The organism is Aeromonas sp. R4-3 (assembly GCF_040908275.1).
GTDB lineage: Bacteria > Pseudomonadota > Gammaproteobacteria > Enterobacterales > Aeromonadaceae > Aeromonas > Aeromonas rivipollensis.
On record NZ_JBFODK010000055.1, the window covers coordinates 214543 to 239247 of the forward strand.

The following is a 24705-nucleotide window of genomic DNA, read 5'->3' on the forward strand; positions in this document are numbered from 1 at the left end:
CCGTGAAGATCACCCAGGTATTACTACTGGCGTTGACGCTGCCTTGCGCAGCCTTGGCCGCCGACCGTAACGACATACAGAGCTGCTATGAGCGCAATGGCCTGACCGACATCAAGCCCGCGGGCACAGGCCGCGAGCTGGTGGTCATCATAGACCAGACCATTCCGATGCCCGACGATCTGCAGCGCAGCAGCTGGGGGCAGATCGAACGATTCGTGCAGGCCGGTGATCGCGTCAAGCTCTATACCTTCTCCGCCTTCCTGCCTGGCGAATACCTTCGTCTGGCCTACGCGGGGCAACTGGATATGCCGCTGAACGGAGAGATCCGGGACGATGTCAACATGCGCAAATTGCGCAGTCTGGACACCTGCCTGGCGACACAGACCAAAGTCTTTCGTAACGGCTTTGGCAAACAGTTCGTGAAAGCGCTGCGTGACGCCCGCCAGGACATTCCCAAGAGCGAGATCATGAACTCGCTGCGAAAGGTGGGCGAGGATATGAAGGCCGAGCAAGGCGTCAACGATCGGGTCGTGTTCCTTATTTCGGACATGCTGGAACACTCCGATTACACCAGCTTCTATGCCACCAACAAGATCAAGCAGCTCAATGTCGGTGACGAGCTCAAACAGGCCAAGAGCAAGGGACTGTTTGCCGATCTGCAAGGGGCTCGCGTCTATGTCACGGGGGCCGGACTGGTGACCGACGCGGTGAAACACGCCTATCGTTCCGGCAAGACCATGGATGCCCTCGGTGACTTCTGGTCACAGTACTTCGAGCACTCCCATGCCAGCCTGGTGAACTTCGGTGCCCCCAGCCTGAGCACGGATTTGCAATAAGAGTGACATTCAGGGCGAGCCTCGCGCTTTAGTCCCAAAACACAAGGGCGACCAACTGGTCGCCCTTGTTATTTCCGTTGCAGCCCACATCAGGGATATCGGCGAGCCAGCCGCCTGGTATCAGGTTTGATCATGTGAGCAAAAGGAGGGCCCCCCATATTTGTCGACTCTCGTAAAAGCTCCGCAAGGGAGGCCATCATCCACCCCCTTCCCCATAGGCCGAGCAAGATAGCAAAGCCGCACCAGCTTGCGCGCCTTTATCGCACCTGCTTAAACGCATTGATGACGCAGTTCAAAAAACGATGATTTTCTGATGGTTGCCTCAGTTTTGTGCTCGCTGGCACAGCTTCGTATGACTTACCATAGCCATCCAGAACCTGTTGAGCTGCGATGGGTTGCTATCAGCGCGGGTCAATGGAGCATATTGGAAGCTGTAATCCACGGGCGGTAGCGTGAGATTCAGCAGTATTACTGCCTAGCTCAAAAAGGTGGGTGTCCCTGATTTCCGGTTTGCAAAACCCATCTCGATTTCACTTATAATTTAAAATGGATTTTCTTATGAGTTCTGATGAAAAAATAACGCCTTACCTTATACATTTCTCCTTTATACAGGATGAAATAATTGAAAATAGCGATTTGATTTCTGGTCTACTACCATTGTTTGCCCCACTATTAGATGGAAATAAAGGTTCTATTTTTAACTCTCACGAGTTCTCCACAAAGGTTAAAAATGCATATGGATTAGAAATTCATCCATATGTGTCTGAACACATTGCAGTAAAAATGGTTTCTAAAGGGTGGCTTAAAAAAGAAAATAATATAATTTACTATACTGGTCATGTAGATAAATTTGAGCATAATGAAAAGCGAGATTGCACTTTTGAGTCATTAGTCTCAAAGTATGAAGAAACTCACCTTGCTATTTATCCGGAGGACCATGCTGTTGGAATAAAGTTTGCGGATGAGCTATATGGAAGAATGGCTTTAAATATTCTAGATGAAGAACAACTCCCTCCCCTTTCAGTAAGGTTAAACTTTTCTTTCTCAAGATTCATTTTACAGTCCAAGGATGATCAACATTATTCATTTGCAATAAACGAATTGTATGCAGGAATATTGCTTTCTCAAGTTATATTAAGCCTTAAAGAGCCCGCATCAAAGGAAGAAATAAATTTCAAAAATACAACATTTATAATTGACACACCGGTTATATTATCATTATTGGGACTACATGGTCAGACAGAGAAAAAGGCTGCAATAGACTTTATAGCTCTATTAAGTTCGGCTGGCGCCAAATTAACAACCACTGACCTGTATAAAAACGAAGTCCTTGATACAGTCAGAGCAGCATTAGAAAACCACAGACATGGAAGCGCTAGAAAATCAAAGATTGATAGAACATTATTTTTAGAACCGCAGACAAAAACTATATGTCAATCTGTTCTACATAATTTCGATGCATCACTACAACATGTGGGATTGTCAACAACAAATATAATAAATGTATCTCTAAGCTCTATTAAAGCTAATATGATACATGAGAAAATATACTCAAAACTAAATCCAAACCAAAATACAAAGGCTAGGGATATAGATGCTAAATGCATAAGCACTGTGGTAATAAATAACTCTTTAAAGAGTCAAAGTAATATTTCCAAATACAAAAATGTTTATATATCAAGCAACCACGATGTAGTAAATAGAGCAAATAACGCTCTACTAGAGTTGGGTATTGTTAATAAGCATGACTCCAAGTTTGTCCTTACCGAAAGAAAACTAGCAACTCTTTTATGGATAAAAATAGGAGATAAGTCAAAAAAAATTGATGCAGGCCATTTACTAAGTTCTTGTCTTAAGGTAACTAACTACATAAAGTTTCAGTATGAAGATTTCTTACGAAAAATAAATGAAAATAAAGATAATAAAATGATTCTTGGTCTGCTTAACTCAGATACCCTACTTAATGACTTTATTGACATCACTCATGCTGACGTCCAGTTTTTGAAAGATGATAATATTCAACACTATCTAGATGAAATTATAAATAAAAAATCTGAGATAGAAGCTGAAAAAATAAAGCGTATGTATAAGCAAAAATTTGTTTCAATGCATCGACAAAATGAAGACTTACTTGAAGCGGCTAAACAAGACATCCATGATGCTAGACGTGAAAAAGATAGTGCTATAAATGAAAAGATTGCTCTCGAAGAAAAAGTAAAAAATATGGAAAAGCACATTGGAAAACTTATAGATACAGAAATAACAAATGCAAAAAAAAGAACAAGCATGTTAGTGCTGCTATCAAAAATATTAATCATTGTTATTTGTTCGGTCGCAGGAACGTTTTCGAATGTAATTATAGAATCTCAGCCAATACGCACATTAATAGGCATGGCATTAGGATTTTTTATGACTTGGGTTATCCCAGAAGAAATATTCAATAAAACTGTTGGTCGTAAAATACAAAATAATTTGGATATTAAAATTAGTGATATACAACGTCGTTATCAAATAGAATAAAGTATTTTATAGAAGGTGGGGGGGATTTAAATGGTATATTTTCGAATACATACAAATTAATAACAAGGGCGACCATCAGGGTCGCCCTTGTTGTTTCTATCGCCTTCCTAATCAGGAAAACTCACCGCGTCGGTCGCTTGGCGCCATTGCCTTTGGCAGCAGGCTTGCCGCCTTGAACGGCGGGTTTGGCGCCCGGCTTGGCAGAGCCGGCGCGAGTGGGCGCCTTGCCTTTGTGAGCGGGTTTCCCCTGCCCTGCCGGTTTACCTTGAGCTGCCCCTTGTGCGGCGGGTTTGCCGTTGCCAGCCCCTTTGCTGAGCTGGGAGCCGACCGGCTTGCCATTGCCCGCCTTGCCGCCCTTGCTGGCGGCAGGGGTGTCGCTGCGAGGCTTGCCTTGGGAGGCGGCGGCCCCTTGCGCGCCTGCACCCTTACCGCCAGTGGCCTTGTTGCCAGCCCCATTACTGCGCTGATGGGTGATGGCGCTATGGCGGGTCAGGGCCGGTTTCAGCCCCTTGTTGATGCTGCGCTCGGCCTTGGCTTCGCCGCGACCTTCCGGCGGCACCAGGCAGTTGGGGCCGTTGCCGATGAGGTGACCCTTGCCCATTTCCAGCAGGGCCTCGCGGATCATGGGCCAGCCGGCCGGATCGTGGTAGCGCAGCAGCGCCTTGTGCAGGCGGCGACGACGCTCTCCTTTCACCACGAACACATCCCCGCCCTGGCGGCTCACCTTGTTGAGGGGGTTTTTCTCGGTGTAATACATGGTGGTGGCGTTGGCGAGTGGCGACGGGTAGAAGTTCTGCACCTGATCCAGCTTGAAGCTGTTGGTCTTGACCCAGAGCGCCATGTTCACCATGTCTTCATCCGTGGTGCCCGGGTGGGCCGAGATGAAGTAGGGGATCAGGTACTGCTGCTTGCCCGCCTCTTTGGAATACTTGTCGAACAGCTCCTTGAAGCTGTAGTAGCTGCCCATGCCCGGCTTCATCATCTTGGAGAGCGGACCCTCCTCGGTGTGTTCCGGCGCGATCTTCAGGTAGCCACCGACGTGGTACTTGGCCAGTTCCTTGATGTAGCGCGGATCTTCCACCGCTATGTCGTAGCGCACCCCGGAGGCGATCAGTATCTTCTTGATGCCCTTCACATCCCGCGCCTTGCGATAGAGATCGATAGTGGGGGTATGGTCGGTATCCATGTGCGGGCATATGGTCGGCCAGACGCAGGAGGCGCGGCGACAGGTCTGCTCGGCCTTGGGGCTCTTGCAACGCAGCTTGTACATGTTGGCGGTGGGGCCGCCGAGATCCGAGATGACGCCGGTAAAGCCCGGCACCTTGTCGCGGATCTCTTCGATCTCTTTGATGATCGACTCTTCCGAGCGGCTCTGGATGATGCGCCCCTCGTGCTCGGTGATGGAGCAGAAGGAGCAGCCGCCGAAGCAGCCACGCATGATGTTGACCGAGGTCTTGATCATCTCGTAGGCCGGGATCTTCTCCTTGCCATAGGCCGGGTGCGGCACCCGCTGATAAGGCAGGCCGAACACGCCGTCCATCTCGTCGGTTTCCAGCGGGAAGGCGGGCGGGTTGACCCAGATGATGCGATCGCCGTGGGCCTGGGAGAGCGCGCGGGCACAACCCGGGTTGGTCTCGTGGTGCAGGATGCGCGACGCGTGGGCGTAGAGCACCTTGTCTTCCTTCACCCGCTCGAACGCCGGCAGCTTGACGTAGGTCTTCTCCCAGGGCTTCTGCTTGGGCGGCTGCACCAGCACCGGCTTGGCCTCCTGCTCCACCGGCGCCGTGCCTTCGTCGTCCGAGCAGGGCGCCCCTTCCATATAGGGGTTCATGATGGGATCGATGCGGCCAATCTGGTCGAGCTTGCTCGAATCCACCCCGCGCCAGCCCGGCAGCGGCTCCTTGCGGATCACGGCGGTGCCGCGAATGTCCTGCATGGTCTCTATGGTCTCGCCGTTGGCGATGCGGTGCGCCACCTCGATGAGCGGCCGCTCGGCGTTGCCATAGATGAGGATGTCGGCCTTGGCGTCCAGCAGTATGGAGCGACGTATGGTCTCGGACCAGTAGTCGTAGTGGGCGATACGGCGAAGGGACGCCTCTATGCCGCCTATGACGACCGGCACCTCTTTGAAAGCTTCTTTACAGCGCTGGGTGTAGACCAGGGTGGCGCGGTCCGGCCGCTTGCCGCCCACATCCCCGGGGGTGTAGGCGTCGTCGTGGCGCAGCTTCTTGTCGGAGGTGTAGCGGTTGATCATGGAGTCCATGTTGCCCGCGGTCACCCCGTAGAAGAGGTTCGGCTTGCCCAGGCGCATAAAGTCATCCTTGGATGACCAGTCCGGCTGGGCAATGATGCCGACCCGAAAGCCCTGGGACTCCAGCATGCGGCCGATAACCGCCATGCCGAAACTCGGGTGATCCACGTAGGCGTCACCGGTCACCAGGACTATGTCACAGCTGTCCCAGCCGAGCTTGTCCATCTCCGCTCTGGACATGGGCAGGAAGGGCGCAGTGCCGTAGCACTCGGCCCAGTAGCGGGGATAGGAGAAAAGGTGGGTAACCGGCTGCATTTTGAACACCTGGAACAATTCGGGTCGCGCATTATACCGGCAGAGCAAGGCGGGGGCGATGGCTTTTTGCCCCCATAGAACAAGGGGAGAAGCGGCCGCCCTCAGAGAGAGGGGCGGGCCAGCATAAACCTGTGGTGGTGGCGCAGCAGCAGCTGATAGCCACCGAGCAGGCACCAGATGAAGGCTGGCGCCAGGAAGATGGGGTGAGTGGCAAGGCGCAGCATCAACAGGCCCAGCAGGATGAGGGCGAAGGGGCGGCTCTCGTAGAGCCACTGCGGCCAACCTCGCCGCCGCGGCTGGCGAGACTTGTCTGGCCTGCGATGGGCACTTCGCCTGAACCAGGCGAGCGACCCGGCCAGATAGAAGGCCAGCCCGGCCAGCAGCAGCGCAGGCTGCCCGGCAAGGCTCAACAGCAGCAAGCCGCTGCCCAGATAGAGAAAAGGCAACGGCTCGTAGATGGCGGATGGCAGCATGAAGGATGACCCCTGTGGGAACTGGTCATATGCTAACCAGCCCGGCCTCGGCCGCCACCTCTTTTGCATCCCGCCCCCCGGATGGGGGGCAGGATCAGGCCGCCGGCTTGTCCCGGCTCTCGGGGGCGGCCTCGCTGACCGGGGCGTTCCCCTCGGCCAGCGCCTCGTCCACCAGCAGATCCCGCGCCCCCGTCATCCCCGCCCGTCTGGCGATCAGGTGATAGATGGCCGGCACTATCAGCAGGGTGACCAGGGTCGCGAGCGACAACCCGAAGAAGACCACAGTCCCCACGGCCATCCGGCTCTCATACCCCGCCCCCATGGAGACCATCAGGGGCACTGCGCCTATGATGGCGGTGAGTGAGGTCATCAGTATGGGGCGCAGACGGCGCACCGAGGCGGCTATGATGGCCTCCTCGAAGGATTCCCCCCGCTGGCGCAGCTGGTTGATGAACTCCACTATGAGGATGCCGTTCTTGGTCACCATGCCGATCAGCATGATCATCCCTATCTGGCTGTAGATACTGAGCTCCTGTCCCGTCAGCCAGAGGCCAAGCAGGCCGCCGAAGATGCCGAGCGGCACCGTCACCATCACCACGGCCGGGGTCAGCAGGCTCTCGAACTGGGCCACCAGCACCAGATAGACCACCAGCAGGGCGAGGCCGAACACCATCACCATCTCCCCCTGGTTGTCGCGATAATCCTTGGACTCACCGGCGTAATCCACCGTCATGCCGGTGGGCAGGTGATCCGCAGCCCAGCCATCGAGGAAGTCGAGCGCCTCCCCCAGGGTGTGGCCGGGGGCCACGTCCGCGGTCAGGGCAATTGCCTTCTGACGCTGGTAGTGGTTGAGCCGCTGTGGGCTCGCTACCTGGGTGACGGTCGCCAGGGTGGAGAGGCTCACCATCTCGCCGCTGGCGGCCCTGAGATAGATGCGGCTCACATCCGAGATGCCATTGAACTGGGCCTGGTTGGCTCTCAGGTAGACGTCATACTCCTCGCCCCTGTCCACATAGGTGGTCTGGCTGACGCCGCCGAGCAAGGCCTGCAGGGAGCTCGCCACTGTGGAGACCGGAATGCCGAGTTGGCTGGCCCGCTCCCGCTCTATGGTCACCTGCAGCTCCGGGGTCTTCTCGGCGTAGTCGAGATCCGGGGTCAGCATCAGCCCGCTCTGGCCGGCGGCCTGTTGCAGTGCCAGCCCCTGCTGATAGAGCTCCCCATAGTCGGAGCCCTGCAGCACGAACTGCACGGCGGCGGTGGAGCCTCCCCTGAATCCGGGCTGGAAGGTGCGGATCATCACATCTGGAATGCCGGCCAGCCGCCCGCTCAAGCTGCGGCCAAACTCGGTGGCGGTCTCGTCCCGCACCGCCCAGTCGGTGAGCTGGATGATGACCATCCCGGTCTGATCGCCGCCGCGCCCGAAGGCCGGGGTGCTGAAACTCATGGCCTGCACCACCCCCTTGCCGAGCAGCGGCATGATGGCGGCCTCCACCTGCTGCATGTTGCGCTTCATCCGCTCGATACTGGTGCCCTCGGCCCCTTTCACGAACACATAGATGACACCCCGGTCTTCGGTCGGGGTCAGGCTCGCGGGCAGCTTGCCAAACAGGGTGCCGATGCCGCCGAGGCAGAGCAGCAGCACCAGCGGCATCCAGACGGAGCGGCGCAGCACGGCGCCCAGCAGGCGGCGGTACTGTGTCTCCACCCGGCCAAGGCCACGATCCAGTAGCGCGGTCAGGGCATTGGGCTTGTCCACGGCGCGCATCAGCCAGGAGCCCATGGCCGGGGTCAGGGTGAGCGCCACCAGGGAGGAGAAGAGCACCGCCAGGGAGAGCAAAATGGCAAATTCGGTGAAGAGCCGTCCGACCATGCCATCCATGAAGGCGATGGGCACGAACACCATCACCAGCACCGCCGTGGTGGCCACCACGGCAAAGCCCACCTCACGGGTACCGTGCCAGGCCGCCATCAGGGGGGATTCGCCCCGTTGCAGGTGGTGGTGGATGTTCTCCACCACCACGATGGCGTCATCCACCACCAGACCGATGGTGAGGATGAGCGCCAGCAGGGTGATGAGGTTGATGGAGAACCCCAGATACCAGGCGCCGATGAAGGCGGAGATAAGCGACACCGGTACCGTGATGGCCGGGATCAGCGTGGTGCGCCCCTGGCCGAGGAAGAGGTAGAGCACGGCAACCACCAGCACGGCGCAGATGGCGAGCGTCTCGTACACCTCGTCGATGGCCTGCTTGATGAAGACGGTGGAGTCATAGTCCACCTCCAGGGTGGCCCCCGCTGGCAGGAAGCGCTGCATCTCTGTCATCTTGCGCTCTATGCCCTGGGCCACCGCCAGGGGGTTGGCGGTGGATTGCGCGACTATGCCAATGCCTAAGCTCTCGCGGCCGTTGCGCTGATAGGCGCTGTCTTCATTCTTGGCCCCCACCTCAACATCGGCGATGTCCGCCAGGTAGATGCTCTGACCATTGACGGCCGTCTTCACCGGCAGGCCGCGAAAATCCTCGGCGCTGTGGTAGAGGCGGGCTATCTGCACCGCCATCGTCATGCTGTTGTTGCGGATCTCCCCCCCGGGCAGCTCTATGTTCTCCCGCTTGAGGGCATCCTGCACATCGGCGACCGTGATGCCGCGGGCCGCCATGTCGGCGGGGCGCAGCCTCACATACATCACCTGAGTCAGGTCACCGGAGAGGGACACCTCGCTCACCCCGTCCACCAGGCTCAAGGAGTCGACCAGCATGCGGTTGACGTAGTCTGTCATGGCGGTGCGGTCCATCTGGGTGCTGCTGAAGTTGAGCCAGATAGCCACGTCGCCGTTGCCGTTGTCCTTGGTGACCATGGGCTCGTCCGCCTCGTCCGGGAGCTTGGGCCGGGCGCGGGAGATGGCGTCACGCACATCCGAGGTGCCCTCCAGCATGTTCCAGCCGAGCTTGAACTCCACAGTGATGGAGGAGCGCCCCTTGCGGGTCACCGAGTTGATGTTCTTGATGCCGCTGATGCCGGAGAGCTGATCCTCGATGGGCTTGGTGACCTGGCTCTCCATCACCTCGGGGGCAGCCCCCTCATAGGTGGTGGTGATGGAGACGGACGGCGTCTGCACGTCCGGCATCTCCCGCACCGTCAGCTTGGCGAAGGCCACCAGGCCGAATACGGTGAGCAGGGCACTGATGACGACCGCCACCAGGGGGCGGCGCACTGACATATCGGAGAGCCACATCAGCCTTTTACCTCGGTCAGATCACGGACCAGGGCGCCGTCACGCAGGTTGACCAGCCCCTCCACCGCGATGCGATCGCCGACGTTCAGCCCCTTGAGCACCCACACTTCTTCCCCATGGGTATCGCCAAGCTCCACCGGAATGCGTTTCACCCGGCCGTCCGCCTCCAGGCGGTAGACGAAGCGAAGCTCCCCCGCATACTCCACCGACTGGGCGGGGATCAGGGTCATCTTCTGGGCAGGCAGGGAAAGATCTACATTCATCAGCATGCCGGGCCTCAGCTGGCCGCCGGGGTTGGGAAGTATGACCCGCGCCTTGATGTTCTGGGTTTCGTTGGAGATGCGGCTGTCGAGGGTCTCCAGCACGCCGGAGAAGGATTGATCCGGCCAGGCAGAGCTGGTGGCCGTCACCGTCATGCCGGGTTTGAGGAGGGAGAGGTAGCGCTCCGGCACCGCCAGATCGAGCCGCAATCTGGCCAGCTCGTCCAGGTGAAGCAGCACGTCGCCGCTGTTGACCAGGGCCCCTTCGCTGAGATCGATCAGGCTGACGGTGCCGTCGAAGGGGGCAGCCAGGGTACGCAATGACAACTCATAGCGCGCCGCGTCGACCCTGGCCTGGGCCTGGGCCACTGTCGCCTCCTGCCCTTCCAGCTCCGAGGTGGTGATGGCACCGCGCGCCACCAGGCGGCGCATGTCCCGCAGCTTGCGGCTCTCGTCGCGCACGCTGGCGCTCTGCTCGGCAAGTTCAGCCTGCTGCTTGCCCGCATCCAGGGCGATCAGGGTCTCCCCCTGCTTGACCCGCTGACCGGATCGCACCGCAATCCTGACGATGCGCCCCGTGACCTCGGGGCTGACCACCACGGAGCGATTGGCCGCCAGCTTGCTGACCAGCTTGATGGAGGGCTCTGCCAGGCTCTGCCTGACCGTTTCCGCCCTGATGTTGACCTGTCTGGGTTCGGGCTTGCTGACCGGTTTGGCCTGCCGGAAATACCAGGTGCCGGCCCCCAGCAGCAGGAGAAGAGGAACAAGCCACAGCCATACGCGCATTTTCATCAAACAATCCATGCAAGGTAAGAGATAAGGAGAAGAGGGAACATCATCAATGATGGCATCATGTTACCCCCTGACTATGCCGTGACTATGTATAAATGTGACAAAACGTAACAGCCCGGGGGATAGATCATCAAAATCACATCCAGTTGAGACTGCGGTTTTTTTCTGCCTTACACTGATGTGCCGCTCCCGTCATCTTCCCGGTGCCCCATGCCCACATTGCCCCATGCCTTTGCCAAATATCGGTTGCAGTGGCTGCTGCTGGGACTGAGCATGCTGTTGCTGCTGCTCGCCCTGCAGCACGCCTTGCGCCAGATCACCGAGCTGAACAGGCGTGACGTCATCAATGCCGCGGCCCAGCTCAGCAGCCAGCACCAGAGAATGGAGGCCTTTCTCGAGGCCATGCGCGGCCAGGCCGAAGAGCGGCTGCGCAGCAACCCCCAGTCGGCCCTCTCTCGCCAGCTTTATCCGGCGCTGCAAGCCGATTCGAGCGGCAACCTCAGCCTGGATCGCATCCCCGTCGATCTGCCCCCCGCCCTCATCGGCAACCTGACCGGGCTGGGCCCCTTGCCCGCCCCGGGCAGCGAACGGGAGGCCCGAATACACCTGGCGCTCAGCCTCTCTCCCCTGCTCGCGACCGCCAGCAAGCTGCTGGACAAGGCCGTGGCCTGGATCTATTTCACCAGCACCGACAACTTCATCTATCTCTACCCCTGGGTGCCCTCCAATCAATTTCGTTTCGACCCCGGCATCTACCACAAGTCTTACTGGCAGGAGGCACTGACCCGCCACCCGCCCGCCGAGCACGCCACGTTGTCGCGGCCCTATCAGGATTTTGCCGGCAAAGGGCAGATGATCACCCTGTCCCAGCCCATCACCCAGGTCGGGCAGATCATAGGCCTGCTCAGCATCGACATAGAGATAGCGACCCTGGAGCAGACCCTGCGCCGACTCTCCCCCCAGAGCGGCACCCTGTTTCTGGTCAATCAGCACCGGCAGATCCTGGCCAGCAGCCAGTCCGGCACGGCGCCGCCCCTGAAACAGGAGGCATCACGGGCGGATTATCACTGGCAGCAGGGCGCCTTCCAGCTCGTCCATCCCGTCCCGGACACGCCGCTTATCCTGATCCACCGCATCGCGCTGCTGCCCCTGCTCGAGATGCTGCTGTGGCAATCGGCGACGGCGCTGCTCACCCTGCTCTGTCTGGTGGTGGCCATCTTCTCCAGCCTGCGATCCCGCCGTCTCAATCGTCGGCTGAACTACCTCTCCAGCCATGACGCGCTGACCGGCGCCTTCAACCGCCACCACTTCGATGCCTTCGAGCGCCGCCACATACTGGCGGGCAGCCGCCACATAGGCGCCATCATGTTCGACTGCGATCACTTCAAGCTGGTCAACGATCGCTTCGGTCACGGGGTGGGGGATCAGGTGCTGATCCGTCTGGTTCAGCTCTGCCAGCCTCTGCAGGACCTGGGCTGCACCCTGATCCGCTGGGGCGGCGAGGAGTTTCTGCTGCTGGTCACAGGCAAGGATCTCCCCCTGGCTCAGCTTGCCGAACAGCTGCGGCGGCGCATTGCGGAACACGACTGGACCGAGATAGCCCCCGAACTGAGGGTGACCGTCAGCCTGGGCCATTGCCGCCAGGGCCCCGACGTTCGCCTGCAGGAAGTCATTCGCCGTGCCGATATTGCCCTCTATCAGGCCAAGGCCAATGGCCGCAATCGCAGCGAAGGCTGGCAGGGTGACGCACAGGAGAAGCAGGAGTAAGCTGGAACCCCAACTCACAACAGGAGACGCACAGTGGCACGAAAACCCCGCCTGGGCCTGGCCCTTGGCAGCGGCGCCGCCCGCGGATGGGCGCACATCGGCATCATACGGGCGCTGGAGCGCCTCGGTGTCAAACCGGATCTGGTGGCCGGCTGCTCCATCGGCAGTTTCGTCGGTGCCGCCTATGCCGCCGGCGAGCTGGACAAACTGGAGTCCTGGGTGCGCGGCTTCAGCCGCTTGCAGGTGATGGGGTTGCTCGACCCCGCCCTCTCCGGCGGCCTGTTCCGCGGTGACAAGGTGTTTGGCATCGCCGCCAACCACCTCGGCGATCCCGCCATCGAGAGCCTGCCGCTGCCCTTCGCCTGCGTCGCCACCGAGCTCGATACCGGCCGCGAGATCTGGCTGCAAGAGGGGCCCCTGCGCCAGTGCGTGCGCGCCTCCTGCGGCATGCCCGGCATTCTGACCCCGACCCGGGTTGATGAGCGCTGGCTGGTGGATGGCGCCGTTGTCAACCCTGTCCCCATCTCCCTGGCCCGGGCCATGGGGGCAGAGGTGGTGATCGCCGTCAACCTCAACACCGACCTGCATCAGCCCTGGACAGACGAGCCGGACGAACCCGCCCCGGGAGGCCTCTTTAGCCAGTGGCTGGGTCGGGGAGAACCCAGCACACCCGGCATGTGGGGGGTGATGACGGGATCCATCAACATCATGCAGGAGCGTATCACCCGTGCCCGCATGGCCGGGGATCCCCCCGAGATCCAGCTATGTCCGCGCCTTGGCAGCCTCTCCATCATGGACTTCCACCGCGCCAGCGATGCCATCAACGAGGGGGAGGCTTGCGTCGAGCGCAACCTGGACCAGCTCAAGGAGGAGCTCTCCCGACTCGGCCTACTCTGACGGCGCCATCGGGACACGCCAATGAAAAAGAGCGCCATAAGGCGCTCTTTTTTTGTCCGGACCCCGGGGTCAGAACAGCCCCAGTCCCTTGAGCATGACGATCAGGATGAGCGGCGGCGACACGTAACGGATGATGAAGAACAGCGGCTTGAGGATGGCCAGCTCCAGCTCGCCCCCATTGGTCAGCGCCGTCTTCATCCGCTCGAAGCCCCAGACCCAGCCCACGAACAGGCAAAGGAAGATACCGCCAAGGGGCATCAACACATTGGAAGAGACGAAGTCGAACAGATCGAAGAAGGTCTTGCCCGCTATCTGCACGTCCGCCAACGTGCTGTTGGAGAGCGCACAGGTCGATCCGACCGCCCCCAGCACCAGCAGGTTGATCAGGGTCGCCCTTCTTCGGCTCATGTGGAAACGCTCGGAGAGCACCGAGACCGGCACTTCCAGAATGGAGAGCATGGCCCCCGTCGCCGCTATGGCGGAGAGCACGAAGAAGAGCACCATGAAGAGGTGACCGAACGGTATGCTGGCAAACACCGCCGGAATGGTGATGAACAGCAGGGAAGGGCCGGCGGTCGGCTCGAAGCCGAAGGCAAACACCGCCGGGAAGATGGCGATCCCCGCCAGCATGGAGACGAAGAGGTCGGCGCACATCACCCGGACCGTGGTGAGCGGTATGTGCTGATCGTCCCGAAAATAGCTGCCATAGGTCATCATGCAGCCCATGCCGATGGAGAGCTTGAAGAAGGCCAGCCCCATGGCCGTCAGCACCACGCCGGCGGTGACCTTGGAAAAATCAAGGGAGAACAGGAAATTCAGCCCCTCGCTCGCCCCGGGCAGGGTCAGACTGCGCACCCCGATCACCAGCAGCAGGATGAAGAGCACCGGCATCAGCCGCTTGGTGACCGCTTCGATCCCCTTCGACACCCCCATCAGCAATATGCCCCCCATCAGGGCCAGCACCAGCCACTGCCACAGCAGGCTCTGCAAGGGATCCGTGATGAGCGAATTGAAGGCCGCCCCCGTGACGGCGGGATCGGTCGAGAGGATCTCGCCGCTGGCCGCCTTGAAGATGTAGGCAAACACCCAGGCCGCCACTTCGGAGTAAAACGACATGATGAGGAAGGCCGCCGTCACCCCCATGGCCGCGATCAGCCACCAGGGTTGCCCCTTGGGCGCCAGCTTGATGAGCCCGCTCACCGCATCGGATTTTGCCTGACGGCCCAGCATGATCTCCGAGATCATCACCGGCAGCCCCACCAGCAGGGTGGCGATGACATAGACCAGCAGAAAACCGGCGCCCCCGTTTTCCCCGGTCAGATAGGGAAACTTCCAGATGTTGCCAAGGCCGACCGCCGAGCCCAGGGTCGCGGCAAGCACGCCGAAGGTGCTGGTAAAGCCATCTCTGGCTTTGGGAAGGGTATTGCTCATGCGTGTCTCGCTCTGTGGATCAGGGGCCTGAAATTAAAGGGTCGGAATTTTCCGGGGATTAATCCAGCTTGCCAAGATGATTTGGTTGAAATCGCCACATGAAGCACACAACACATTACTTATTTAAATAACTGTCTGTTTTGACAAATAAAAAATGCCGCCTCGCGGGCGGCATTTTTATCAAGGCTCAGGCAATCAAGCCTTGGCAATATCGTCCGGACCGATCTGGCCGATTTCGGCGACTTTCTTGTCGGCCAGCAACCAGAGGGTGAACTTGTGCAGTTCCGGGTGATGAGCCAGGGCGACCAGGAAGGCGCCTCCAACTTCACGGTAACCCAGTTCATAGTTCTTCAGGGTAGTCGGGGGGACGCCCAGCAGATCGGCAAACTTGGGACGGCTCAGGCCAACCGCTTCGCGGATCTGACGGATCTTCTTGCCAACAGTTACGATATTTGAATTCATGTGTTCCATACTCCGTTCGGCGGATTCACTCCACCTTTATTTTTCGCGACGACTCGTAGTCAAGTGTATCAGTTTTGAACGGACTCGTTATGGTCGAGCCTCTATCTTTAATAAGCGTCTTTCGACGACAACCCTAACAAACCTCGGGGATGGTAATCGCAGAGTCGCCTCAGGTAAACAGTCTCGAAGAGAAACCTTTATTGTTGCCACGGCCATAACTCGTATAATTCGCCAGTTATCCCTTAAAGAGTATTCAGCATGGCATTCCCCGGCATCATCTCGCGACTTCACCCGGATTCAGACCCGGATTCCCTCCCCCGCCAGCTCCATCAGGGTCAGCAAACCCGGGCCGAGGCATTCTTGCTACCCGCCGTCATGCAGAGCGAGGCCGCTCCCGTGCTGGCTTCCCTCCCGGACAAGTGCAGCCTCTATCTCGAGCACCCCGCCACGCTGTCCCTGCGCAGCCACGATGGGGTCTTTCTGGAAGATGGCTCCCTGCTGCTTGGCAATGGTAACCGCATGACACTGTCGACGGAAAAGGGGGATGGTGGACTGGTGCCCGAACAGGGCCTGTGCGAGATGGCCCAGTGGCTGGACGCCGGTCATCAACATTTCATCTGTTCAGCCGCGATTCAGCCGGTCGCCAGGGCCATCCTCAATATCTGGCCCCTGGACCCCTATCTCGCCCGCCATTATTTACTCAGCTTCACACCCTTGCTGTGCGAAGCAACTGAGGCCGACTATCTCGCGGTTTTCGCGACCAGGGCCGCCATCGCCACCCCGCAGCACGCTTGGGCTGAGGCCTATATGAAGCTTGAGAGAAAGCTGCATCGCGCCTACTTGGATCACTAATAAATCCAGATAAACAGCCAGTTATCCATACGACACAATCTGCCCCACAGATTATCTGTGAGCTTGATCATGTTTTGAAATGAGCATAAAGTGCGCCACGTCATCGGAATGACATCGGCTGTTCGTGGAGGGGTGAACGCATTGTGACAATGCAACCCGTTCACTTGTGCGCTCATCTTGGGTGCCTCCTGGAGGGATCCAGGATCCCTGCCCGACGCAACGATCGTTGTTCGGCAGAGCCTGCAGCTTACATAAATTAAAAACTGCGAAGCACGTGAACAACGTGCCATCTCAACGAGGATTTTTTTATGATGAAAATGGCTCCTTCCCTGATCGCCATCGCTATGGCTGCCTTGGGTACAACTACTGCACACGCCGCTGACGACATCTACTTCGGTGCCGGTGTGGGTGCTGCTCACTTCAACGGCCTGAACAACGTCGAAGGCGTTGAGCATGGTACCGAAGACGCATTCGCTGGCAACGCCTTCGCCGGTTACAACTTCAACGAGAACTTCGGCGCCGAACTGGGTTACCAGTACGCTGGCCGTGGCAACTCTAACAGCAACGCTTACGAGAACCAGGGTGCCACCCTGTCCGGTATCGCTCGTCTGCCGCTGGGCAACGATTTCTCCCTGTTCGGTGAAGCAGGCGCCTACTGGGCCCATACTCACGGCCTGGGTATCACCGATAGCAAAGTCTCCCCGCTGGCTGGCGTAGGCGTGACCTACAAGGTGAACGACGCGCTGGATCTGCAAGCTCGCTACCGCTACATGTGGGACGTGGCTGATCTGACCACCGACGCTGGTGTGAACTACAAGTCCAACCAGAGCGTTGCGACCCTGGAAGCCGTTTACCACCCGTTCCGTACTTCCTACGTAGCACCGGCTCCGGCTCCGGTTGTTGAAGAAGCTCCGGCTCCTGCTCCGCAAGTCGTTGAGAAGAACTTCGCCCTGAACTCCGACGTGCTGTTTGCCTTTGGCAAAGACAGCCTGAAGGCCGAAGGCGTGGAAGCCCTGAACGCTCTGTACCAGCAGATCGTCGAGTTCCAGCCGAAAGACGGTAACGCCGTTGTCGTTGGTTACACCGACCGCATCGGTTCCGACGCTTACAACCAGAAGCTGTCCGAAGCCCGTGCCCGCACCGTTGCCAACTTCCTGGTCAGCAAGGGTATGGCTGCCAGCAAGGTTGCCATCGAAGGTCGTGGCGAAGCCAACCCGGTTACCGGCACCAAGTGCAACGGCGTAACCGCCAAGGCTCAGCTGATCTCCTGCCTGGCCCCGGACCGTCGCGTAGAAGTGCGCGTATCCGGCGTACAGGAAGTTCAGCAGTAATCTGATTCGCTCAGATAACGCGAAAAGGGGATGCCACGGCATCCCCTTTTGCATGTCTGTCACCGCAAACGTCACCTCTTGTCTCACCACCTTGTCTCCCCCTCCCTCTCTGGTCAGTCCGCATCCTCGTCGCACCAACCCCATCGCTGCATATCTGTGCAGAAACTTGATCAAGCCGATTCAAAAGAATACAGTAGCAACGCTTGTAAGACATTGGATGAACTATTAAAAGTGCCCATTGCCCGGTTAGTTGTCCATGGAGAAACAGCTTCATGAGAATCCAGGTTACCATCCATTTTTTATTCAAGCCGTCCGTGACCAGGTCACGGAATCGCATCATGAAATGTCATCTGCGATCGGTATAACAAAGAGTGCGCAGTACGCCCGTAGCACGGCAACTCAACGAGGATAAAATGATGAAAATGAAAATGGCTCCAACCCTGATTGCTCTGGCTATTGCAGCCATGGGAACGTCCACCGCCCAGGCGGCCGATGACTGGTACACAGGTATGGGTGCAGGTTGGGCTTATGGCCATGACCTGGACTCCTTCGGTCTGGATGCCGACAAGGACGCCACCGCGATCTCCCTGTTCGGCGGTTACAACTTCAATGATTACTACGCGGCCGAGCTCGGCTATCTCTATGCCGGCAAGGGTGGCGTCGACGGCGTCGACTTCAAGACCCAAGGGGGGACCCTGTCCGGTATCGCCCGCCTGCCCATGAACGACATCTTCTCCGTGTTCGCAGAAGGCGGTGCCTACTTCAACCACGTCAACGGCAACGGTGACAGCGACAACGGCACCTCGCCGCTGGCCGGTCTGGGCCTGAGCGCCAAGCTCACCGATCTGCTCGACCTGCAGGCTCGCTATCGCTACATCTGGGATCTGGGTGACGATCAGAAGACCTGGAAGACCGACATGAGCGTCACCACCCTGGAACTGGTGATGCACCCGAACCGCAAAGCCTATGTGGCACCTGTAGCCGCACCGGCTCCCGAGCCGGCCCCCGAGCCCGTCATGGTCGACAAGAACTTCTCCCTGAGCTCTGACGTGTTGTTTGCCTTCGGCAAGTCCACCCTGAAGCCGGAAGGCACTGCCGCCCTCAACACCCTGTATCAGCAGATCGTCGACGTCCAGCCAAAAGATGGCAGCGCCGTGGTGGTGGGTTACACCGACCGTATCGGTTCTGACGCCTACAACCAGAAGCTGTCCGAAGCCCGTGCTCGCACCGTGGCCGACTTCCTGGTTGGCAAGGGTCTGCCGGCGGGCAAGGTCTCCATCGAGGGCCGTGGTGAAGCCAACCCGGTCACCGGCACCCAGTGTGACGGCGTCAAGGGCAAGAACCAGCTGATCTCCTGCCTGGCGCCGGATCGCCGCGTCGAAGTGCGCGTCACCGGCGTGCAGGAAGTGCAACAGTAAGCGGTCAACCCGCAGCAAAACAAGGGGCCACTCGGCCCCTTTTTTTATTCGTTGCACCGCCCTCCACACCCTCTCACGGGGACCAAATAGTTGTCATCCTCCTCACAGATTTTCCATACAGGGTCGCCACTTAAGTGGTTAAACGTCTCATATGGCCTATACATAATGTTGGTTATACATAACAAAGGGCTGGGAGCCCTATAACACCCAACATCGACGAGGAAACGCGATGAACATAAGACTGAAACCGGTATGGATTGCACTGGTATTGGCGACGGGAGCGGCACAGGCGGCACCTGTTCATGACTGGTATATAGGCGCGGGGGCAGGCTGGGCATGGGCCCATGATCTCGATGACTTCAGCAAGGATGTCAGCAACGACGACACCGCGTACAACGCCTTCGCCGGCTACAACTTCACCGAAAACCTGGGGGCCGAACTGGGTTATCTCTCGGGCGGGGACTGGGACGTCAATGGTCACGAATTCAGCAACCAGGGGGCGACCCTGTCGATCCTGGGCCGCCTGCCATTGAACGACATCTTCTCGGTGTTTGCCGAGGGTGGTGGCTACCTCTACAGCGTCAAGTCCATCAACGGCAGCGAGGACAACCTGGCGCCGCTGGCCGGACTCGGCATGACCGCCAGGCTGCACGACTGGATCGACATCCAGGCCCGCTATCGCTACATGGTGCGGGTGGGGGATGACTCGGACAACGACAAGGTGGGCAGCGGTACCCAGCGCTGGGTTAGCGACATCAGCACCGCCACCATAGAGCTGGTGCTGCACCCCAACCGCACCGTGGCCGCCGTGCCGGTGGCGGCCCCCCTGGTGGTGACCCCGCCGCCGCCCGAGCCGGTGGATCAGACCTTCAACCTGAGCTCTGACGTGCTGTTTGCCTTCGGCAAGGCGGAGCTCAAGCCGGAAGGCATGGCCGCGCTGGACGACCTCTACCAGCAGATCGTCGACGTCAAGCCCAAGGACGGCAACGCCATGGTGATGGGCTATACCGACCGCATCGGCTCGGACGCCAACAACCAGGCGCTGTCCGAAGCCCGTGCACGCACCGTGGCCAACTTCCTCATCGGCAAGGGGCTGCCCGCCGACAAGGTGAGCATCCAGGGCAATGGCGAGAGCAATCCGGTCACCGGCACACAGTGCGATGACGTCAAGGCGAGAGCCGCCCTCATCGACTGCCTGGCCCCGGATCGCCGGGTCGAGATCCGGGTGACCGGCGTGCAGGAAGCCGCACCAGCGGCCACCGAGCCCGTGGCCGAATCCGCTGCCGAACAACCGGCACAATAACCCCTCATCCGCCTCTGCCGTGCACAAAAAAAGGGATGCTTGCGCATCCCTTCTGCTTTTTGCGGCCTCTTCGCTCAGAACGAAGTGCGACGATAACGGCGGTATTCCGGGCGCCAGAAGTTCGCTTCGATGGCCTGGTCTATCACATCATTCGGGGTCTGCACCGCCTTGCCCTGCAGCATGGCGGTCTTGGCCACCATCTTGGCAATGTAGCGGGACACCCGATGGATATCCGCCAGATCCGGCAGCAAGGAGCCCTCCTCTCCTTTCACCAGGGGAGAGCACTCCGCCAGCGCCCGGCTGGCGGACATCAGCATGGCGTCGGTCACCCGGGTGGCGCCGGAGGCGATGACGCCAAGGCCTATCCCCGGGAAGATGAAGGAGTTGTTGCACTGGGCGATGACGTAGCGCTTGCCCTTGTACTCCACCGGCGCGAACGGGCTGCCGGTGGCCACCAGCACCTGGCCGTCGGTCCAGCGAATGAGATCGGCCGGCGTCGCCTCCACCCGGGAGGTGGGGTTGGAGAGCGGGAAGATGATGGGGCGGGAGCAATGCTTGTGCATGGTCTTGACCACCTCTTCGGTGAACAGGCCCGGCTGGCCGGAGACCCCGATCAGGATGTCGGGACGACCGTGCTCCATCACCTCCAGCAGGGAGATGTTGTCCCCCACCGGCCACTCCTTGATCCGCTCGAGCGGCTGGGACAGCTTGCGCTGGAAGTCGAGCTGGTTGGGGATCTTGTCGGTGATGAGGCCGAAACGGTCCACCATGAACACCCGGCCACGGGCCTCCGCATCATTCAGCCCTTCGGCCTTCATCTGCGCCACTATCTGCTCGGCGATGCCGCAACCGGCGCTGCCCGCGCCGAGGAAGGCGACCCGTTTCTCGGAGAGCTTGGCCCCCGAGGCCTTGCAGGCGGCGATCAGGCTGCCGAGGGTCACGGCGGCCGTGCCCTGGATGTCGTCGTTGAAGCAGCACAGCTCGTCCTTGTAGCGGTTGAGCAGCGGCGTGGCATTGCCCTGGGCGAAGTCTTCGAACTGCAACAGGATCTCGGGCCAGCGGCGCTTGACCGCCTGAATGAAGGCATCGACGAACTCGTCGTACTCCTCGCCCGAGATGCGCGGATGACGCCAGCCCATATAGAAGGGGTCATTGAGCAGTTGCTGGTTGTTGGTGCCCACGTCCAGCACCACCGGCAGGCAGTAGGCGGGGGAGATGCCGCCGCAGGCGGTGTAGAGCGACAGCTTGCCGATGGGGATGCCCATGCCGCCGATGCCCTGGTCACCGAGGCCCAGGATCCGCTCGCCGTCGGTGACCACGATCACCTTGACGTTCTGCTTGGTGGCGTTCTGCAGCATGTCATCGATCCTGTCCTTGTCCGGATAGGAGATGAAGAGGCCGCGGGCACGGCGGTAGATGTTGGAGAACTCCTCGCACGCCTTGCCCACGGTCGGGGTGTAGATGACCGGCAGCATCTCGGTCAGATGGTTGGTCAGCAGGCGATAGAACAGGGTCTCGTTGGTGTCCTGGATGTTGCGCAGATAGATGTGCTTGTCCATGTCGTTGCCAAACGCCATGAACTGGCGATAGGCGCGTTCGGCCTGCTCTTCGATGGTCTCGATGTTCTGGGGCAGCAGGCCTTCCAGATTGAAGCTGCTGCGCTCCTCGCTGGTGAAGGCGCTGCCCTTGTTGAGCAGCGGGGTCTCCAGCAGGGCCGGACCGGCGTAGGGAATATAGAGGGGGCGTTTCTGATTATTATCTTCAAACATGGATCTGTACCTTGACTGTGTGGCCCGTCGATCCTATGGGCTTGGACCAACAATTTCAAAGGGTTTGCACATCAGTGGCAACAGGTTTGCGACCCAGGCGACGAAAGGCGCCGGGGGTCTGACCAGTGAGGCGGCGAAAGCGGTTCGCAAAGTTCGCGCCGTCGCTGTAACCGACCCGGCTGGCCAGCTCACCGAGGGGCCAATTGGTATAGAGCAGCAACTGACGCGCCTTGTTCATTCTGAGCTCGGTCACCTTCGCCATGGGTCCCATGCCAAACAGCTGCTGGCAGAGTCGATGCAGATGGGGCACAGAGCAAGCCATCTGGCTGGCGAGCAGGACCACGCTCCAGGGCTCATCGAGGCGCGCCTCCACCCGGCGAAACAGCGCCTGCAAGCGCAGCTCCGGAGTGCCGCGCACCTCCCCTTGCAGGGTCCTGTCCAGCAAGGCCAGCAGCAGGCTCAGCAACTGCGGCTGCAAGGGGGATCTCACCCCCTCCCCCTGCATCAGGCTGAGCAGATGATAGAGCTGATCCCCCTCCTCCCCCTGCCAGATGCGATGGCCAAGCCGGTGCAGGTGCTGCCAACGCGGCACGTCGTCCAGCAAAATCCAGCTGATCTGCCAGTGCTCGCCGGTGAGCCGCAAGCCACCGGGCACGGCGGCGGGCAGGAAAATCAGCGACCCGGCCGGAATGGCTTGCTCCCCCTCGTCGGTGAGCAGCGCTCCCCCTTCGTCATGACTCACCATCAGGATGTGAAACTCGGGGCGATTGCGGCGGATCAGGTAGTGATCGCGGATCTTCGAAAGCCCGCTAAGGAAGATCCCCGCCTCGCCGAGCAGGGGCAGCCCTTCACGTCCCAGCATCTGCTCTTCACAGGCTGGTGCTATCTCCAGACACTCGCTGGCAAATGGCATAACACCTCAACAGGATAGTTTTGCACAAGAAAACCGAGAGGCACTCACAGTGAGAACGCCCCGACATGCCCCTATCATACCCATGACAAACCTTGCTTTTCTCAAACCCGGTTAACACTAATGAATTATTGGCAAGCGATTTTAAAACAAACCACCGATCGTGAGTTCATGACCCGACTGTGGCGACTGGCCCTGCCGGTGTCGCTGCAATCCATGATGTTCTCCCTGCTCGGTCTCATCGACATCATGATGGTGAGCCAGCTTGGCACCACGGCTGTGGCGGCGGTCGGCTTGGGTAACCGGGTCTTCTTCTTCAATCTGCTGGTGATAGCGGGGCTCTCTGGCGGGGTCTCGGTGTTGGCGGCCCAATACTATGGCCGGGGCGAGCTGGCCGGGGTGCGCCGCTCCCTGGCGCTGGCCCTGGTGGGTGCCCTGCTGGTGAGCCTGCCGTTTGCCCTCATCTATGTGCTCTCGCCGGGCAGCGTGCTCGGCTTTGCCAGCCAGGATCCCGCACTGCGCCTGCTGGCCGACGAGTTTTTGATGATCACTGGTGCCACCATCCTCTGCACCGCCATAGTCGTGCCCCTGGAGGCGGCCCTGCGCTCCGTGGGCAACGCGGCGGCGCCGACCCGGATCGGCATCATTGCCATCATCGCCAACGTCATCCTCAACTACGCCCTCATTTTCGGCAACTTCGGCTTCGAGGCCATGGGAGTCGCAGGCTCGGCCTGGGGCACCACGATTTCACGACTGCTGCAGACGGCGCTGCTGCTTGCCTATGTGTGGCGCCAGGAGCCCCGGCTGGTGCCGCGTAAACAGGACTGGTGGGACGCCTTCAGACGCAAGGAGGTGGTGCGCTTCACCCTGATCGCCCTGCCGCTCTTGTTCCACGACGGGCTCTGGGCCTTCGGCATGCTGCTCTACGGCTTCCTCTATGCCCACCTCGGCACGGATTCCCTGGCCATCATGACCACGCTTGGCACCCTGGAGAGCATCCTTATCTCCCTCTTCTTCGGGCTGGCGGTGGCCTGCTCCACCCTGCTCGGCCACCGGCTCGGGGCCGAGGAGTACGAGGCGGCCTGGCAGCACTCCCAGCTGTTTCTGCTGCTCGCCCCCATAGGCGCCCTGCTGGTGGGGATAGCCGTCTGGCTGCTGCAGGCCAACCTGCTGCAGTGGGTCGGCAACCTGCCGGGCGAACTGATGGGAGAAGCGGGCCAGGTGCTTGCCATCATGTGCCTCGGCATGTTGCTCAAGGTGTTCAACATGGTGGGCATAGTCGGGGTGCTGCGCTCGGGGGGGGATGTGAACTACAGCATCTTCATCGACATGGTCGCCATGTGGTGCATAGGCCTGCCGCTCGCCTGGGCGGCGGTCAGCCTGCTGGGCTGGCCCCTCTCCTGGGTGGTGGCCGTGGTGCTGCTGGAGGAGCTGTGCAAGGTGCTGCTGGTGCAGCGCAGGATCCGCCAGCGTCACTGGCTCAAGAATCTGGTGATGGGGTGACGGCTGCCCGCAGCCGGGCAAAAAGCGGGGTCATATCAATGACAGAAAATCCCCCCTTGCAGTATGCTAACCGCCTCTTCAATCAGCGGCGGGGCACACCACGCCCTGCCAGTAGTCGTTTAAGGAGACGCACATGCAACCACAAAAAGAGCTGATCACCGAGACTGCCCTGCTGGAGATGGCCAACGGCATCATCAAGAGCCACGAAGACTTCATCCACGGCATGCGTGCCGATTCGGTGGAGCAGAAGGGGGAGATCCTGGTGTTCAAGGGGGAGTTCTTCCTGGCCGAGGATGGCACCCCGACCGGCAAGACAATGGCGGTGTTCAACATGTTCAAGCTGCTGGCCCAGCAGTTGTCAGGCAAGTACCGGCTGAACTGAT

The 24705-nt window shown here is 59.4% G+C and carries 18 protein-coding genes; 10 read left to right on the top strand and 8 right to left on the bottom strand.

Annotated elements, in window-relative coordinates; all coding sequences use genetic code 11:
• The first annotated feature begins 2 nt into the window (after nucleotides 1–2).
• Nucleotides 3–836 carry a hypothetical protein gene (locus AB5Y91_RS17510; protein WP_111909995.1) on the top strand — a complete coding sequence of 278 codons (834 nt, stop codon included), beginning with the start codon at nucleotides 3–5 and terminating at the stop codon, nucleotides 834–836.
• Between the two features lie 558 nt (nucleotides 837–1394).
• Nucleotides 1395–3356: a hypothetical protein gene (locus AB5Y91_RS17515; protein ID WP_368170388.1), complete on the top strand. Its 1962-nt coding sequence runs from the start codon at nucleotides 1395–1397 to the stop codon at nucleotides 3354–3356.
• A 121-nt stretch (nucleotides 3357–3477) separates the two neighbouring features.
• On the opposite strand, the gene AB5Y91_RS17520 is transcribed toward AB5Y91_RS17515, so the two are convergent.
• From AB5Y91_RS17520 to AB5Y91_RS17535, 4 genes are all read right to left on the bottom strand, one after another.
• Nucleotides 3478–5922 (bottom strand): YgiQ family radical SAM protein, encoded by a 2445-nt coding sequence (locus AB5Y91_RS17520; RefSeq protein WP_111909993.1) that lies wholly within the window; start codon nucleotides 5920–5922, stop codon nucleotides 3478–3480.
• Between the two features lie 101 nt (nucleotides 5923–6023).
• Complete coding sequence (locus tag AB5Y91_RS17525; RefSeq protein WP_106886146.1) at nucleotides 6024–6395, bottom strand: hypothetical protein; 372 nt, start codon at nucleotides 6393–6395, stop codon at nucleotides 6024–6026.
• 94 nt (nucleotides 6396–6489) lie between these two features.
• Entirely contained in the window at nucleotides 6490–9627 is a 3138-nt protein-coding gene (locus AB5Y91_RS17530) for an efflux RND transporter permease subunit (protein WP_368170389.1), read from the bottom strand.
• Entirely contained in the window at nucleotides 9627–10679 is a 1053-nt protein-coding gene (locus tag AB5Y91_RS17535; protein WP_163153455.1) for an efflux RND transporter periplasmic adaptor subunit, read from the bottom strand. The genes AB5Y91_RS17530 and AB5Y91_RS17535 overlap by 1 nt, the downstream gene beginning before the upstream one ends.
• Nucleotides 10680–10889: 210 nt before the next feature.
• On the opposite strand from AB5Y91_RS17535, the gene AB5Y91_RS17540 reads away from it, so the two are divergent.
• Nucleotides 10890–12446: a sensor domain-containing diguanylate cyclase gene (locus tag AB5Y91_RS17540; RefSeq protein ID WP_163147747.1), complete on the top strand. Its 1557-nt coding sequence runs from the start codon at nucleotides 10890–10892 to the stop codon at nucleotides 12444–12446.
• 33 nt (nucleotides 12447–12479) lie between these two features.
• Complete coding sequence (locus AB5Y91_RS17545) at nucleotides 12480–13343, top strand: patatin-like phospholipase family protein (protein ID WP_368170390.1); 864 nt, start codon at nucleotides 12480–12482, stop codon at nucleotides 13341–13343.
• 69 nt (nucleotides 13344–13412) lie between these two features.
• On the opposite strand, the gene AB5Y91_RS17550 is transcribed toward AB5Y91_RS17545, so the two are convergent.
• Together AB5Y91_RS17550 and AB5Y91_RS17555 are read right to left on the bottom strand one after the other, a co-directional pair.
• Nucleotides 13413–14774, bottom strand: a complete 1362-nt coding sequence (locus AB5Y91_RS17550) for a sodium-dependent transporter (protein WP_368170391.1) — start codon at nucleotides 14772–14774, stop codon at nucleotides 13413–13415.
• A gap of 195 nt (nucleotides 14775–14969) precedes the next feature.
• Nucleotides 14970–15236: a DNA-binding transcriptional regulator gene (locus AB5Y91_RS17555; RefSeq protein ID WP_005298604.1), complete on the bottom strand. Its 267-nt coding sequence runs from the start codon at nucleotides 15234–15236 to the stop codon at nucleotides 14970–14972.
• Between the two features lie 258 nt (nucleotides 15237–15494).
• Here AB5Y91_RS17555 and AB5Y91_RS17560 point away from each other — a divergent pair, with 258 nt between their 5' ends.
• The 4 genes from AB5Y91_RS17560 (at nucleotide 15495) to AB5Y91_RS17575 (ending at nucleotide 20140) form a co-directional block, all read left to right on the top strand.
• A complete protein-coding gene (locus AB5Y91_RS17560; RefSeq protein ID WP_368170392.1) occupies nucleotides 15495–16088 on the top strand; it encodes a hypothetical protein in 594 nt (197 codons plus the stop codon).
• Between the two features lie 308 nt (nucleotides 16089–16396).
• Nucleotides 16397–17419, top strand: a complete 1023-nt coding sequence (locus AB5Y91_RS17565) for an OmpA family protein (RefSeq protein WP_368170393.1) — start codon at nucleotides 16397–16399, stop codon at nucleotides 17417–17419.
• A gap of 416 nt (nucleotides 17420–17835) precedes the next feature.
• On the top strand, nucleotides 17836–18837 hold the full coding sequence (gene ompA / locus AB5Y91_RS17570) for a porin OmpA (protein WP_368170434.1): 1002 nt from the start codon (nucleotides 17836–17838) through the stop codon (nucleotides 18835–18837).
• Nucleotides 18838–19066: 229 nt separating this feature from the next.
• The gene (locus tag AB5Y91_RS17575; RefSeq protein WP_368170394.1) at nucleotides 19067–20140 is read left to right on the top strand and encodes an OmpA family protein; all 1074 of its coding nucleotides are present in this window, start codon (nucleotides 19067–19069) and stop codon (nucleotides 20138–20140) included.
• A 74-nt stretch (nucleotides 20141–20214) separates the two neighbouring features.
• Here AB5Y91_RS17575 and AB5Y91_RS17580 read toward each other — a convergent pair whose 3' ends face one another.
• Both AB5Y91_RS17580 and AB5Y91_RS17585 read right to left on the bottom strand, forming a co-directional pair.
• A complete protein-coding gene (locus AB5Y91_RS17580; RefSeq protein ID WP_368170395.1) occupies nucleotides 20215–21909 on the bottom strand; it encodes an NAD-dependent malic enzyme in 1695 nt (564 codons plus the stop codon).
• 55 nt (nucleotides 21910–21964) lie between these two features.
• Nucleotides 21965–22822, bottom strand: coding sequence for a helix-turn-helix transcriptional regulator (locus AB5Y91_RS17585; protein WP_368170396.1), 858 nt, complete (start codon nucleotides 22820–22822; stop codon nucleotides 21965–21967).
• A 120-nt stretch (nucleotides 22823–22942) separates the two neighbouring features.
• Between AB5Y91_RS17585 and AB5Y91_RS17590 the strand changes: the two genes are divergently transcribed.
• Both AB5Y91_RS17590 and AB5Y91_RS17595 read left to right on the top strand, forming a co-directional pair.
• Nucleotides 22943–24322, top strand: coding sequence for an MATE family efflux transporter (locus AB5Y91_RS17590; protein WP_163147743.1), 1380 nt, complete (start codon nucleotides 22943–22945; stop codon nucleotides 24320–24322).
• A 133-nt stretch (nucleotides 24323–24455) separates the two neighbouring features.
• A complete protein-coding gene (locus AB5Y91_RS17595; protein ID WP_025327828.1) occupies nucleotides 24456–24704 on the top strand; it encodes a DUF2498 family protein in 249 nt (82 codons plus the stop codon).
• The last annotated feature ends 1 nt before the right edge of the window (nucleotide 24705 follow it).

Bases quoted from the DNA above. Each gene is read 5' to 3' on its own strand.
- AB5Y91_RS17515 (WP_368170388.1), top strand. From the start codon at position 1,395: ATGAGTTCTGATGAAAAAATAACGCCTTACCTTATACATTTCTCCTTT.
- AB5Y91_RS17520 (WP_111909993.1), bottom strand. From the start codon at position 5,922: ATGCAGCCGGTTACCCACCTTTTCTCCTATCCCCGCTACTGGGCCGAG.
- AB5Y91_RS17525 (WP_106886146.1), bottom strand. From the start codon at position 6,395: ATGCTGCCATCCGCCATCTACGAGCCGTTGCCTTTTCTCTATCTGGGC.
- AB5Y91_RS17530 (WP_368170389.1), bottom strand. From the start codon at position 9,627: ATGTGGCTCTCCGATATGTCAGTGCGCCGCCCCCTGGTGGCGGTCGTC.
- AB5Y91_RS17535 (WP_163153455.1), bottom strand. From the start codon at position 10,679: ATGAAAATGCGCGTATGGCTGTGGCTTGTTCCTCTTCTCCTGCTGCTG.
- AB5Y91_RS17540 (WP_163147747.1), top strand. From the start codon at position 10,890: ATGCCCACATTGCCCCATGCCTTTGCCAAATATCGGTTGCAGTGGCTG.
- AB5Y91_RS17550 (WP_368170391.1), bottom strand. From the start codon at position 14,774: ATGAGCAATACCCTTCCCAAAGCCAGAGATGGCTTTACCAGCACCTTC.
- AB5Y91_RS17555 (WP_005298604.1), bottom strand. From the start codon at position 15,236: ATGAATTCAAATATCGTAACTGTTGGCAAGAAGATCCGTCAGATCCGC.
- AB5Y91_RS17560 (WP_368170392.1), top strand. From the start codon at position 15,495: ATGGCATTCCCCGGCATCATCTCGCGACTTCACCCGGATTCAGACCCG.
- AB5Y91_RS17565 (WP_368170393.1), top strand. From the start codon at position 16,397: ATGATGAAAATGGCTCCTTCCCTGATCGCCATCGCTATGGCTGCCTTG.
- ompA (WP_368170434.1), top strand. From the start codon at position 17,836: ATGAAAATGAAAATGGCTCCAACCCTGATTGCTCTGGCTATTGCAGCC.
- AB5Y91_RS17575 (WP_368170394.1), top strand. From the start codon at position 19,067: ATGAACATAAGACTGAAACCGGTATGGATTGCACTGGTATTGGCGACG.
- AB5Y91_RS17580 (WP_368170395.1), bottom strand. From the start codon at position 21,909: ATGTTTGAAGATAATAATCAGAAACGCCCCCTCTATATTCCCTACGCC.
- AB5Y91_RS17585 (WP_368170396.1), bottom strand. From the start codon at position 22,822: ATGCCATTTGCCAGCGAGTGTCTGGAGATAGCACCAGCCTGTGAAGAG.
- AB5Y91_RS17590 (WP_163147743.1), top strand. From the start codon at position 22,943: ATGAATTATTGGCAAGCGATTTTAAAACAAACCACCGATCGTGAGTTC.
- AB5Y91_RS17595 (WP_025327828.1), top strand. From the start codon at position 24,456: ATGCAACCACAAAAAGAGCTGATCACCGAGACTGCCCTGCTGGAGATG.